This window comes from Cellulosimicrobium sp. SL-1 (genome assembly GCF_011033075.1).
In the GTDB taxonomy this organism is placed as follows: Bacteria; Actinomycetota; Actinomycetes; order Actinomycetales; family Cellulomonadaceae; genus Cellulosimicrobium; species Cellulosimicrobium funkei.
The window spans coordinates 275489-288156 of sequence record NZ_JAACJC010000006.1 but is presented as its reverse complement, the minus strand read 5'-3'; the positions used below and the strand labels follow the sequence as shown (position 1 = coordinate 288156).

Below are 12668 nucleotides of genomic sequence, written 5' to 3'. Positions count from 1 at the left end.
AGCGCGAACCTACCGCGCGGCGGGCGTGCCCGCGAGGCGCACGAGCACGACCCCGGCGACGACGAGCACGCCGCCCGCGGCCTGCACGAGGCTCGGCACCTCGCCGAGCAGGAGCCACGCGATGGCGACGGCGAACAGCACCTCGGACAGCCCGACGAACGACGCGAGGCGCTCGCCCATGCGCACGGTCGCGGCGACGCCCGAGACGTAGGCGAACGCCGTCGCGACGAGCACGACGACCGCGAGCGGGACGTACCAGGGCGCGGGCGAGCCGAGGAGCGTGACGTCGACGAGCGGGGCGGCGAAGGGCAGCACGCCCGCGAGCGCCGCCGCGCCGAGCGCGAGCGCCCCGACACCGAGCCCGCTCGCGGCGAGCGCGACGGGCGGCAGGCGCGTCGGGCGCGCGGACAGCACGAAGTAGGCGCCCAGCCCTACTGCAGCACCGAGCGCGAGGAGGACGCCGAGGAGGTCGGGGCGGGCGCCGCCCGGGTCGACGACGAGCACGAGCCCGAGGACCGCGACGGCGCAGCCCGCGAGCGTGAGCCGGGGCGGCACGTGGCGCGTGCGGGCCCAGGCGAGGCCGACGAGCAGCACGGGCGCGAGGTACTCGACGAGCAGCGCGATGCCGACGGGCATGCGCGCGACGGCCGCGAAGTAGCACAGCTGGGTCGCCGCGACGGCGACGAGGCCGAACCCGAGGACGAGCCGCCACTCCTCGCGCAGGAGGCGGTGGCTGCCGCGCAGGGCGACGGCCGCGACCGGGGCGAGGACGAGCGCCGAGCACAGGGCGCGCGCGAGGACGGCGGCGCCGGGCGTCCAGCCCGCCTCGAGGAGCGGCTTGACGAACGGGCCGCTCGCGCCGAACGCGAGGGCGGACGCGAGCCCGACGAGCAGACCCGTGCCCGGGCGGTCGCCCACGACGTGCGCCACCGGGCGGTCCGCCCTCACGGCGTCGGCCGGTCCCGGCGCGGGTCGTCCAGCGGCAGCGCCACGCCGGTCAGCGCGACGGTGTCGGCGACCAGCTCGGCGAGCGCGGTGCGGATGCGCTCGTTCGCGTCCTCGAGCGCCTGCTTGCCGCTCACCCCGGGCGCGCGCTCGACGGTGAGCGGCTCCCCGAAGCAGACGACGAGCCGACGGCGCAGCCCGGGGATCCGGTTGACGCCCTCGCCCGCGCGGCGCGTGCCGAGGACGGCGACCGGCACCACGCGGGCGTGGCCGTTGAGCGCGAGCCACGCGGCCCCGGCACGCGCGGACGTCGCGTCGCCGCGCCCGCGGGCGCCCTCGGGGAAGACGCCGACCGCGCCACCGCGCCGCAGCACGCCGAGCCCGGCCGCGAGCGCGGGGCGCCCGCCGGTGCGGTCCACGGGGATCTGCCCGGCCGCGCGCAGCACCCAGCCGACCGGCCCGGTGAACATCTCCTCCTTGACGAGGACGTGCAGCGGGCGCGGCGCGACCCCGAGGACGAGCGGCCCGTCGACGACGCCGGTGTGGTTCGCGGCGAGCACGACGGGGCCGTCGGCCGGGACGTGCTCCGCGCCGACGACCTCGGTCGCCCACGCGACGCGCGCGAGGAAGCGACCCACCCAGCGCGACCACGCCGGCCCGGCGGGCGACGGGACGCCGCCTCCCGTGCCGCGGCTCACGAGCCCTGGCGCGGGCCGACCACCCGCCCGGTGACCTGCTCGACCACGGAGAGCACCGCGTCGATCGTCTGCTCCAGGTCGAGGTCCGACGAGTCGACGGTCACGACGCCGTCGGCCGCGACCTGGAACTGCGAGACCGTCGCGTCGTCGCGGTCGCGCCGCAGCACCTGGTCCTTCGTCGCCTCGACGGCGGCCGCGTCGGCCGTCCCGTGCACGTCGAGCGAGCGGCGCGCGAGGCGGGCCTCCTCGCTCGCGGTGAGGAGCACGCGCACGTCGGCGTCGGGGGCGACGACCGTCGTGATGTCCCGGCCCTCCGCCACGACACCGCGACCGCCGGCGAAGCCCGCGGGCGTGCGCTCGGCCTCGATGACCCCGCGCTGGAGACGCCGCAGCTCCGCACGCACCGCGAGGTTGGTCGCGACGGCGCTCACGGCCGTCGAGATCTCGGTCGAGCGGATCGCCTCGCCGACATCGGTCCCGTCCACGTGGACGGTCGGACCGGACGGGTCGAGGCCCATGACGAGCGGCATGACGCGCACGGCGTGCGCGACGGCGTCCTGGTCGGCGAGGTCCTCTCCGCGGTGCAGGCACCACCAGGTGGCGGCGCGGTACATCGCGCCCGTGTCGAGGTAGGCGAGGCCGAGGCGGCGCGCGACGCCCTTCGACACGCTCGACTTGCCCGAACCCGACGGCCCGTCGATCGCGACCGTCAGCGCGCCGTCGGCGCGACCCTCCCCCGCGCCCGACGTCCCCGCGCTCACTGGGCCAGGTCCTTGCGCAGCGCCGTCGCCCCGTGCAGGTACACGTGCTGGACCGCCGCGCGGTCGACGTCGAGCTCCGCGTGCGCCATGAGGCGCACCACGCGCGGCAGCGCGCCGGGCACCGCGATCTCCGTCGCGCACATGAGCGGCACGTCGCCGAGGCCCATCTCGCGCGCCGCGGCGGCCGGGAAGTCGGCCACCAGGTCGGGGGTGCACGTGAAGAGGATCGAGATGAGCGCGCCGGTGTCGACGGCGTTCGCGTCGAGCACCTCCTGGACGAGCTCGCGCGTGCGCGCGAACAGGTGCTCGCGCTCGTCGGCGTCGAGCTGGGTCGCGCCCCGGATCGCCCGGACCGGCATGGATGGTGCTCCTTCGTGCGGGACGGCCCGCCTCGCGGCGGTCCGTCGGGGTGGTGGTGCGGGACGCGCGGGCCGGGCCTAGAGCCCGACGCCCGCCATGAGCGTGCCGAGCTCGGTGCGCCCGAGGACACGCGTCGTGCCGGGGCGCAGGTTGCCGAGCGCGATCGGCCCGATGCGCGTGCGCACGAGGCGCGTCACGGGGTAGCCGACCTCCTCGAACATGCGCCGCACGACCCGGTTGCGGCCCGAGTGGAGCACGACCTCGATCATCGTCTGGTCCGCGACCTGGTCGACGACGCGGTACGCGTCCGCCCGCACGACCCCGTCCTCGAGCTCGATCCCGTGCAGGAACTTGTTCGCGACGTTGCCCGCGACCTTGCCGCGCACCGTGACGAGGTAGGTCTTGGCGACCTCGTGCGAGGGGTGCGCGAGGTGGTTCGCGAGCTCGCCGTCGTTCGTGAGCAGCAGCAGGCCCTCGCTGTCCGCGTCGAGGCGGCCCACGTGGAACAGGCGCTCGGGCCGGTCGGCGACGAGCTCGGCGATGGACGGGCGACCGTCCGGGTCGTGCATCGTCGACACGACGCCGCGCGGCTTGTTGAGGGCGAGCGTCACGCGCGAGGAGTCGAGCTGCAGGCGCATCCCGTCCACGTGCACGACGGCGCGCGCCGGGTCGACCCGCACGCCCAGCTCGGTGACCCGCACGCCGTCCACCTCGACGCGGCCCTGCGCGATGAGGTCCTCGCACGCGCGGCGCGACCCGAGCCCGGCCGACGCGAGCACCTTCTGGAGGCGCACGCCGTCCTCGACGTGGACGTCGCGCTGGGGCTCGCTGGGCTTCCCGCGCACGGGACGGCGCGGCCGGGCCGCCGCCTGACCGGCGCGGGGTGCCGACGTGCCGCGACCCGCGGCAGGGCGACCCCGACCGGCGCCCTGGCCACGACCGGCGCCCTGCTCCCGCCCGTCGCCCGCGCCGCGGCCCGCGGACGAGCCCTGCGCGGACGAGCCGCCGCGCCGGGGCGCGCCGCCCGCGCGTGCGCCGTCGCCGCCCCGCGGGCCGCCACGACGCGCGTCGCCGTTCCCGCCGCGGCGTGCGTCGCCCGCCCCGTCGCGGGGCGTGCGCCCGCGCCCTCCGTCGCCGGAGCGGCGTCCGTCCTTCGAGCTCATGCGTGTCCTTCGTCCGTCGGTTCCTGCGTGACGTCGTGCGTCACGCGGGGTGTCGTGGCGGTCGGCGCCGGTGCGCCGTCCGCGTCGTCAGCCGCGACGTCGGGAGCGTCCGTCGGCGCCGCGACGCCCGTCGGCCGCGCGGGAGCGCGCAGGTCGGCGAGACCGTCGAGGCCCTCGAGGTCGTCCATGTCCGGCAGGTGCGGCGCGAGCGGGGGGAGCTCGTCGAGCGACGTGAAACCCATGCGCTCGAGGAAGTACCCCGTGGTGCCGAAGAGGCCGGCGCCGGTGTGCGGGTCCTGGCCGACCTCGGCCACGAGCCCGCGCGCCACGAGCGTGCGCACCACGCCGTCCACGTTGACCCCTCGCACCGCCGACACCTGGCCGCGGCTGACCGGTTGACGGTACGCGATCACGGCCAGAGTCTCCAACGCCGCCTGCGTGAGCCGAGCCGTCTGGCCGCCCTGGACGAACCGGCCCACGACCTCGGCGTGCGCGGGCGCGGAGTACACGCGCCACCCGCCGCCCGCCGCGCGCAGCTCGAACCCGCGGGGCCGACCGCCGTCGTCGCCGCGGTACTCGGCCGCGAGGTCGTGCAGCGCGTCCAGCACCTCGTCGACCGGGACCGCGAGCGCCGCCGCGAGCTCGACCGGCGGGATCGGCTCGTCCGCGACCATGAGCACGGCCTCGAGCGCGGACGGCAGACCGCCCGGGAGGTCGTGCACGGCGGGCGGGCGGGTGTCGTCGGGGGCCGGGCCGTCGTCGGGCTGCGTCACGCGGGGACCTCCTGGTCGGTGGCGGCGAGGGCGGCCGCCGGGTCGGGCTCGTCGCCCTCGTCGAACTCGCTGCCGACGTCGGCGAGCGGCGGCTCGGCCGCGTCGTCGTCGCCCGACCACCGCACGGTGAGCTCGCCGAGCGGCGTCACCTGGTCGAACGCGACGAGCGCCTGGCGGAACAGCTCGAGCAGCGCGAGGAACCGCGCGACGACCACGGCGGTCTCCCCCGCGTCGGCGACGAGGGCGCGGAACGTCGTCGTGCCGTGGGTGCGCACGCGGTCGACGACGATCCCCGCCTGCTCGCGCACGCTCACGGCGGGGGCGTGCAGGTGGTCGAGCGAGACGCCGGGCGGCGGCGCCTTGGGAGCGAGCGCGCGGGCCGCGAGCACGGCGAGCTGGTCGGGACCCATGGTCCACACGAGCTCGGGCAGGAGCGCGGCCAGGTGCGGCTCGAGCTGCACGACGCGCGGGAACCGGCGCCCGGCGCTCTCGAACCGCTCGGCGAGCAGGCCCGACACGTCCTTGTACGCGCGGTACTGCAGCAGCCGGGCGAAGAGCAGGTCGCGGGCCTCCAGCAGCGCCAGGTCCTCGTCGTCCTCGACGCTGCCCGTCGGCAGCAGCCGGGCGGCCTTGAGGTCGAGCAGCGTCGCGGCGACGACGAGGAACTCGCTCGCGGTGCCGAGGTCCCAGCCGGGGTGGTCCTCCCCCGCGGCCCGCGCGACGGCGGCGGCGCGCTCGGCCGCGCGGATGTACGCGATGAAGTCGTCCGTCACGCGCGCGAGCGCGACCTCGGTGATGTCGAGCTTGTGCTTCGTGATGAGCGACAGCAGCAGGTCGAAGGGCCCGCTGAAGTTGTCGAGCCGGACCTCGAACCCGGCCCGCGCGGGCGGCTCCGTCGGTGGTGGCGGCTCAGGCGGCGTCGCCACGGGCGACCAGCTCCCGGGCGAGCTGCCGGTACGCGACGGCGCCCGGGTGGTTCGGCGCGTACACGGTGATGGGCTCGGCCGCGACGGACGCGTCCGGGAACTTCACGGTGCGGCCGATCACGGTGTGGAGCAGCTTGTCGCCGAACGCCTCGTGCACGCGCGCGACGACCTCGCGCGAGTGCAGCGTCCGCGAGTCGAACATCGTGGCGAGGATGCCGTCGACGTCGAGGCGCGGGTTGAGCCGGTCGCGCACCTTCTCGATCGTCTCGACGAGCAGCGCGACGCCGCGCAGCGCGAAGAACTCGCACTCGAGCGGGATGAGCACGCCGTGCGCGGCGGTGAGCGCGTTGACGGTGAGCAGGCCGAGCGAGGGCTGGCAGTCGACGAGGATCACGTCGTAGTCGTCCACGACCGGGCGCAGCACGCGCGACAGGACGGACTCGCGCGCGACCTCGCCCACGAGCTGCACCTCGGCGGCCGAGAGGTCGATGTTCGCGGGCAGCAGGTCGAGGTTCTCGACGTCGGTGCTCACGAGCACGTCGTGGATGTCCGCGCCGCGCTCCATGAGCAGGTTGTAGACCGTGCGGTCGAGCTCGTGCGGGTTGACGCCGAGGCCGACGGACGCGGCGCCCTGCGGGTCGAAGTCGACGAGCAGGACCTTGCGCCCGTACTCGGCGAGCGCGGCGCCCAGGTTGATGGTGGTCGTCGTCTTGCCGACGCCGCCCTTCTGGTTGCACATGGCGATGATGCGGCCCGGGCCGTGCGCGGCGAGCGAGGCCGGGACGGGGAACTCCGGAAGGGTGCGGCCGACGACGTCGACGCGCGGCTCGGCGGCGGCACGGTCCTCGGGCTGCTCGACGGGGCGGTCGGCGGGAGGCGCCGCGTCCCCCTCGGCGGAGGTCTGCGGGACGACCGGACGGACGGCGTCGCCGTGCGAGCCGTGCGCGCCGCGCGTCTCGGGCTGGGTCTCGGCCTGGCTGCTCACGTCCGCCACGGTATCGCAGGACCTCGCCGGGCCGGTGCGTACGCGCCCGCGCGCCGCGTTCCGGGAGGACGTGGGGCGGCAGTACTCGCGGCGGTACTCGCGGCGGTGCTGGGGGGCGCCATGGCCCCGTCGCGGCGCGGGATCAGCCCAGCGCGCGGGGGTGCGCGGCCGCGTAGACCTCGCGCAGCGTGTCGGGCGTCACGAGCGTGTAGATCTGGGTCGTGGTGACCGACGCGTGGCCCAGCAGCTCCTGCACGACGCGCACGTCCGCGCCGCCGGCGAGCAGGTGGGTCGCGAACGAGTGCCGCAGCGTGTGCGGCGAGATGCGTTCGGGGTGCTCGATCCCGGCGCGCTCGGCCGCGGTGCGCAGCACGGCCCACGCGCTCTGCCGGGACAGGCGCGCGCCGCGCGTGTTGAGGAACACCGCGGGCGTCCCCCGGCCGTTCGCGGCGAGCGCGGCGCGCCCGCGCACGAGATAGGCGTCGAGGGCGCGGCGCGCGAACGACCCGACGGGCACCACGCGCTCCTTGCCGCCCTTGCCCAGGAGACGCACCGCGCCGCTGTCGAGGTCCAGGTCGTCGACGTCGAGGCTCACCGCCTCGGTGATGCGCGCGCCGGTCGAGTACACGAGCTCCAGGAGCGCGCGGTCGCGCAGGGGGCCGGGCCCGTCCCCGGCGCCGGACGCCTCGAGGATGCGTGCGACCTCGTCGGTCGAGATGGCCTTCGGCAGCCGTCTGCCCTGGGCGGGCGGGCGGACGTCGGCCGACGCGTCGGCGTCGGCCAGGCCCTCCGCCGCGCAGAAGCGGTGCCAGCCGCGCACGGCCGCCACCGACCGGGCGGTCGAGGACGGCGACAGGGCCGCGCCGCCGTCGGCCCCGGTCCGCAGCGCGGTGACGTAGTCGGCGACGTCGTCCGCCTCGACGTCGCGCACGGCGTGGTTCCCGCGCGACGCGAGGAACGCGACGTAGCGCGCGAGGTCGCGGCGGTAGGCCGCGACCGTGTTGGCGGACAGCCCGCGCTCGACGGCGAGGTGCGCCAGGTACTCGCGCGCGGCGCGGTCCAGCGCCTCGGGCATGTGGGCCTCGCCGGGGCTCATGGCGTCACTGCCCGCCCGGGACGACCGGGCTCACAGCGGCAGGAAGACGTCGACCGCCACCGCGACGAAGAGCAGGGTCAGGTACGTGATGGACGCGTGGAAGACCTTCATCTCCCCCACCTTGCCGCCCTTGCCGTCGGCCTTGTCGCGCGCCCGGCGCAGCATCGTCACGCACGACGACAGGAACCACGCGCCCAGGGCCGTGGCGACGACGCCGTAGACCCAGGTCATGCCGGCGAGCGGCCACAGCGCGAGGGACGAGGCCACCATCGCGACGCCGTAGAGGATCATCTCGCGCGCGACCTTGCTGTCGTCCGCGACGACGGGGAGCATCGGGACGCCCGCGTTCGCGTAGTCGCGCTTGAACTTCATCGAGAGCGGCCAGTAGTGCGGAGGGGTCCAGAAGAAGATGACGAGGAACAGCGCGAGCGCCGCCCAGCTCAGCGAGCCCGTGACCGCCGACCAGCCGATGAGCACCGGCATGCAGCCCGCGATGCCGCCCCACACGATGTTCTGCGGGGTGCGGCGCTTGAGGATCATCGTGTAGCCGACGACGTAGATCGCGATCGCCCCGAAGGTCAGCCACGCGGAGACGACGTTGACCAGCAGCGCGAACCAGACCAGCGACACCACGCCGAGGACGGTGGCGAACACGAGCGCCGCGCGCGGGGTGATCTCGCCCGTGACGAGCGGGCGCCGCTTGGTGCGGTTCATGACCTCGTCGATGTCGCGGTCGAGGTAGCAGTTGTAGACGTTCGCGGAGGCCGCGGCGAGCGTGCCGCCGACGAGCGTCGCGAGGATGAGGCCCAGCCCGGGCAGCCCGCCCTGCGCCAGGAACATCGTCGGGACCGTCGTGACGAGGAGGAGCTCGATGATGCGCGGCTTGGTGAGGGCGACGTAGGCGCCGACCCGCTCGCGCAGGGCGCGCGTCGCGCGGGCGGCCTCGGCCGTCGGGGCGACGGGGGTCGCGGGGGCCGTCGGAGAGGACGGCTGCTGGGTCGACGCGGCGCTCGACGGGCTTCCGGTCCCGTCGATCGGTGCCTGGCTCGTGGTGTGCACGCGCTTCGGTGTTCCGTTCTGAGGTGGGGGGCGAGCTGGGACGGACCGCCGGTCGTCCTCGCTCATCGTACGTCCCCGCCTGCGCGGGGGCCGACCGGACGGGCCGGGCGATTGTGTGACATCCGACCGAAATCCAGCACGTGGGCACCGCCCGGCCGGGAACGGCGCGCGCGTATAGGCTGGTGCCCGCGACCGTCCCGCGTCGGACCGCTCGCCACGGACGTGGCCTCCGGGCCGCGACGGGCACCGGGCCGCCCCGCCCCCAGAGGCGTGAGGCCGGGAAATGTTCAACGGTTGCTTCGAGTTGTCGCGAGGATCCGGGGCGCGCGCTCCGGACGGGAATGAGGTTCGGTGAACGCGTTGTCCCCTGCTCACACGCCCCTGGACTGGACGGACCTGGACGACCGGGCCGTCAAGACGATCAAGGCGCTCGCCGCCGACGCCGTGGAGAAGGTGGGCAACGGCCACCCGGGCACCGCGATCTCGCTGGCCCCCGCCGCGTACCTGCTGTTCCAGAAGGTCATGCGCCACGACCCGTCCGACGACCACTGGGTGGGTCGTGACCGGTTCGTGCTCTCCGCGGGCCACTCGTCGCTGACGATCTACCTCCAGCTCTTCCTCGCCGGGTACGGCCTGGAGATGGAGGACATCGAGGCGCTGCGCACGTGGGGCTCCAAGACCCCCGGCCACCCCGAGTACAAGCACACCCGCGGCGTGGAGATCACGACCGGCCCGCTCGGCCAGGGCCTCGCGTCGTCGGTCGGCATGGCGTTCGCGGCGCGCCGCGAGCGCGGCCTGCTCGACCCGTCGACCACGCCGGGCGAGTCGCCGTTCGACCACCACGTCTACGTCATCGCCTCCGACGGCGACCTGCAGGAGGGCGTGACGAGCGAGGCCTCCTCGCTCGCGGGCCACCAGCAGCTCGGCAACCTCGTCGTGATCTGGGACGACAACAAGATCTCGATCGAGGACGACACGGACATCGCGTTCACGGAGGACGTCCTCGCGCGCTACGCCGCGTACGGCTGGCACACCCAGCGCGTCGACTGGACCAACGGCGGCACGGGCTACGCGGAGGACGTCGACGCGCTGCACGCCGCGATCGAGGCCGCCAAGGCCGAGACGGGCAAGCCGTCGATCATCGCGCTGCGCACGATCATCGGGTACCCGTCGCCCACGAAGCAGAACACCGGCGGCATCCACGGCTCCGCCATGGGCGCCGACGAGATCAAGGGCCTCAAGGTCGAGCTCGGCCTCGACCCCGAGGCGAGCTTCGCGATCGACGACGAGGTGCTCGCGTACACGCGCGCCGTCGGCGAGCGCCAGGCCGACGCCCGCGCCGCCTGGGACCGGGCGTTCGAGGCGTGGAAGACGGCGAACCCGTCCGGCGCGGAGCTGCTCGACCGCCTCTCGCGCCGCGAGCTCCCGGCCGGCTGGGAGGACGCGCTCCCCACGTTCGAGGCGGGCAAGGCCGTCGCGACGCGTTCCGCGTCCGGCAAGGTCCTCACCGCGCTCAAGGACGTGCTGCCCGAGCTCTGGGGCGGCTCCGCCGACCTCGCGGGCTCGAACAACACGACGATGGACGGCGAGCCGTCGTTCGTGCCGGCCGAGCACGCGACGAAGAAGTTCCCGGGCCACGAGTACGGCCGCACGCTGCACTTCGGCATCCGCGAGCACGCCATGGGCGCGATCCTCAACGGCATCGTCCTGCACGGCGGCACACGCGCCTACGGCGGCACGTTCCTCCAGTTCAGCGACTACATGCGTCCCGCCGTCCGGCTCGCCGCCCTCATGGAGATCCCGACGACGTTCGTGTGGACGCACGACTCGATCGGTCTCGGCGAGGACGGCCCGACGCACCAGCCCGTCGAGCACCTCGCGGCGCTGCGCGCGATCCCGGGCCTCGACGTCGTGCGCCCGGCCGACGCGAACGAGACCGCGTGGGCGTGGCGCACCGTGCTCGAGAACACCGAGCGCCCGGCGGGCCTCATCCTCACGCGCCAGAACGTGCCGACGTTCCCGCGCGGGACGGACGGCTACGCCGACGCGTCCGGCACGGCGCGCGGCGGGTACGTGCTGCTCGACACCGAGGGCACGCCGGACGTCATCCTCATCGGCACCGGCTCCGAGGTGCAGCTCGCCGTCGAGGCGCGCGAGATCCTCGCGGCCGAGGGCGTGCAGGCGCGCGTCGTGTCGCTGCCGAGCCGCGAGTGGTTCGACGGCCAGGACGACGCCTACCGCGAGTCGGTCCTGCCGTCCGCCGTCCGCGCGCGCGTCTCGGTCGAGGCGGGCGTCGCGCAGGGCTGGCGCGAGCTCGTCGGCGACGCCGGCCGCTCCGTGAGCCTCGAGCACTACGGCGCGTCCGCGGACTACCAGGTGCTGTACCGCGAGTTCGGCATCACGTCCGAGGCCGTCGCGACGGCGGCGCGCGAGTCGATCGCCGCGGCGCGCGGCGGCGACGCCCCGGGCGCCGAGCCCACCCCCTCGGAGGGCGGCACTGGCGACCTGCGCTGACCCTTCGTAGATTCCGAGGTGGGGCCGTGCACGCGGCCCCACCTCGGGACGCCCCCGGGACGACCGCCACGAACGTCGTCCTCGGGCGCACGCCCGCAGCGAGAGCACCACGAGAGGAAGTCCGATGACGCAGTCCACCACCGTCCCCGGCCCCATCGAGCAGCTCACGGGAGCGGGCGTGTCGATCTGGCTCGACGACCTCTCCCGAGAACGGCTGCGCACCGGCAACCTCGCCGAGCTGGTGGCGACGCGCGGCGTCGTCGGCGTGACCACGAACCCCACGATCTTCGCGTCGGCGCTCGCGAAGGGCGACGCCTACGACGCCCAGCTCGCCGACCTCGCGGCCGCGGGCACCGACGACGCGGCCGTGGAGGCGGCCGTCGAGCGCATCACGACGGACGACGTGCGCGCCGCCGCCGACCTTCTGCGCCCCGTCTACGACGCCACCGACGGCGTCGACGGGCGCGTCTCGATCGAGGTCGACCCGCGCCTCGCCCACGACGCCGACGCGACGGTCGTCACGGCGGAGCGCCTGTGGCGCACGATCGACCGCCCGAACGTCTACATCAAGATCCCGGCGACCGTCGCGGGCCTCGACGCGATCACGCGCACGCTCGCGCAGGGCATCAGCGTCAACGTGACCCTCATCTTCTCCCTCGCGCGCTACCGCGCGGTCATGGAGGCGTTCGCGATCGGGCTGGAGCAGGCGCGCGCCGACGGCGTGGACCTCGCGCCCGTGGGCTCCGTCGCCTCGTTCTTCGTCTCGCGCGTCGACACCGCGGTGGACGCCGCGCTCGAGAAGGTCGGGACGCCCGAGGCGCTCGACCTGCGTGGGCAGACCGCCGTGGCGAACGCGCGCCTCGCGTTCGAGGCGTACGAGGAGTTCCGCCAGACGGACCGCTGGCGCTCGCTCGTCGCGTCCGGCGCGCAGCCCCAGCGCCCCCTGTGGGCCTCGACGGGCGTGAAGAACCCCGAGTACCGCGACACCATGTACGTCGACGAGCTCGTCACGGACGGCGTCGTGAACACCATGCCCGAGGCGACGCTCCAGGCGTTCGCGGACCACGGCGTCGTGACGGGCGACACGATCACCGGCACGGCGACCGCGTCGCGGCGCACGATCGAGACCGTCGAGTCGTTCGGCGTCTCCCTCGTCGAGGTCACCGACCGCCTCGAGGCCGAGGGCGTGCGCAAGTTCGAGGACAGCTGGACCGAGCTCCTCGCCACGACGCGCGACAACCTCCGCCGCCTCGCCTCCTCCTGACCTCCGGCGCGCGGCCGGCGTCCCGGCCGCGCGTCCGACCTGCGGGAACGGCGGCGCACCCCGTCGCGACGCCCCTATGATCCGCAGACGCCCCAGTCCTTCTGCAGTCCTCCGACCCCTCCCC

Annotated in this window: 12 protein-coding genes; 2 read left to right on the top strand and 10 right to left on the bottom strand. The window is 75.2% G+C overall.

What is annotated here, in order from left to right:
* Positions 1-9 precede the first annotated feature (9 nt).
* The 10 genes from GWJ10_RS11580 to GWJ10_RS11535 form a co-directional block, all read right to left on the bottom strand.
* Entirely contained in the window at positions 10-930 is a 921-nt protein-coding gene (locus GWJ10_RS11580) for a DMT family transporter (RefSeq protein WP_082774640.1), read from the bottom strand.
* A 14-nt stretch (positions 931-944) separates the two neighbouring features.
* Positions 945-1643 carry a lysophospholipid acyltransferase family protein gene (locus tag GWJ10_RS11575; RefSeq protein ID WP_163187537.1) on the bottom strand — a complete coding sequence of 233 codons (699 nt, stop codon included), beginning with the start codon at positions 1641-1643 and terminating at the stop codon, positions 945-947.
* Positions 1640-2404 carry a (d)CMP kinase gene (gene cmk / locus GWJ10_RS11570; protein WP_241005765.1) on the bottom strand — a complete coding sequence of 255 codons (765 nt, stop codon included), beginning with the start codon at positions 2402-2404 and terminating at the stop codon, positions 1640-1642. The genes GWJ10_RS11575 and cmk overlap by 4 nt, the downstream gene beginning before the upstream one ends.
* Complete coding sequence (gene aroH, locus GWJ10_RS11565; RefSeq protein ID WP_043660429.1) at positions 2401-2763, bottom strand: chorismate mutase; 363 nt, start codon at positions 2761-2763, stop codon at positions 2401-2403. Before aroH ends, cmk begins: the two co-directional genes overlap by 4 nt.
* 78 nt (positions 2764-2841) lie before the next feature.
* The gene (locus GWJ10_RS11560) at positions 2842-3927 is read right to left on the bottom strand and encodes a pseudouridine synthase (RefSeq protein ID WP_163187535.1); all 1086 of its coding nucleotides are present in this window, start codon (positions 3925-3927) and stop codon (positions 2842-2844) included.
* Entirely contained in the window at positions 3924-4700 is a 777-nt protein-coding gene (locus GWJ10_RS11555) for an SMC-Scp complex subunit ScpB (protein WP_240696590.1), read from the bottom strand. The genes GWJ10_RS11560 and GWJ10_RS11555 overlap by 4 nt, the downstream gene beginning before the upstream one ends.
* Positions 4697-5626, bottom strand: a complete 930-nt coding sequence (locus tag GWJ10_RS11550) for a ScpA family protein (protein WP_061267771.1) — start codon at positions 5624-5626, stop codon at positions 4697-4699. The genes GWJ10_RS11555 and GWJ10_RS11550 overlap by 4 nt, the downstream gene beginning before the upstream one ends.
* The gene (locus tag GWJ10_RS11545; protein WP_082774463.1) at positions 5610-6611 is read right to left on the bottom strand and encodes an AAA family ATPase; all 1002 of its coding nucleotides are present in this window, start codon (positions 6609-6611) and stop codon (positions 5610-5612) included. The genes GWJ10_RS11550 and GWJ10_RS11545 overlap by 17 nt, the downstream gene beginning before the upstream one ends.
* 142 nt (positions 6612-6753) lie before the next feature.
* Positions 6754-7707, bottom strand: coding sequence for a site-specific tyrosine recombinase XerD (xerD, locus tag GWJ10_RS11540; RefSeq protein WP_163187533.1), 954 nt, complete (start codon positions 7705-7707; stop codon positions 6754-6756).
* Between the two features lie 30 nt (positions 7708-7737).
* Positions 7738-8766, bottom strand: a complete 1029-nt coding sequence (locus GWJ10_RS11535; RefSeq protein ID WP_076404800.1) for a heme o synthase — start codon at positions 8764-8766, stop codon at positions 7738-7740.
* A 351-nt stretch (positions 8767-9117) separates the two neighbouring features.
* Between GWJ10_RS11535 and tkt the strand changes: the two genes are divergently transcribed.
* Positions 9118-11280, top strand: coding sequence for a transketolase (tkt, locus tag GWJ10_RS11530; protein ID WP_086150475.1), 2163 nt, complete (start codon positions 9118-9120; stop codon positions 11278-11280).
* A gap of 124 nt (positions 11281-11404) precedes the next feature.
* Positions 11405-12544, top strand: a complete 1140-nt coding sequence (gene tal / locus GWJ10_RS11525) for a transaldolase (RefSeq protein WP_163187531.1) — start codon at positions 11405-11407, stop codon at positions 12542-12544.
* Positions 12545-12668 lie beyond the last annotated feature (124 nt).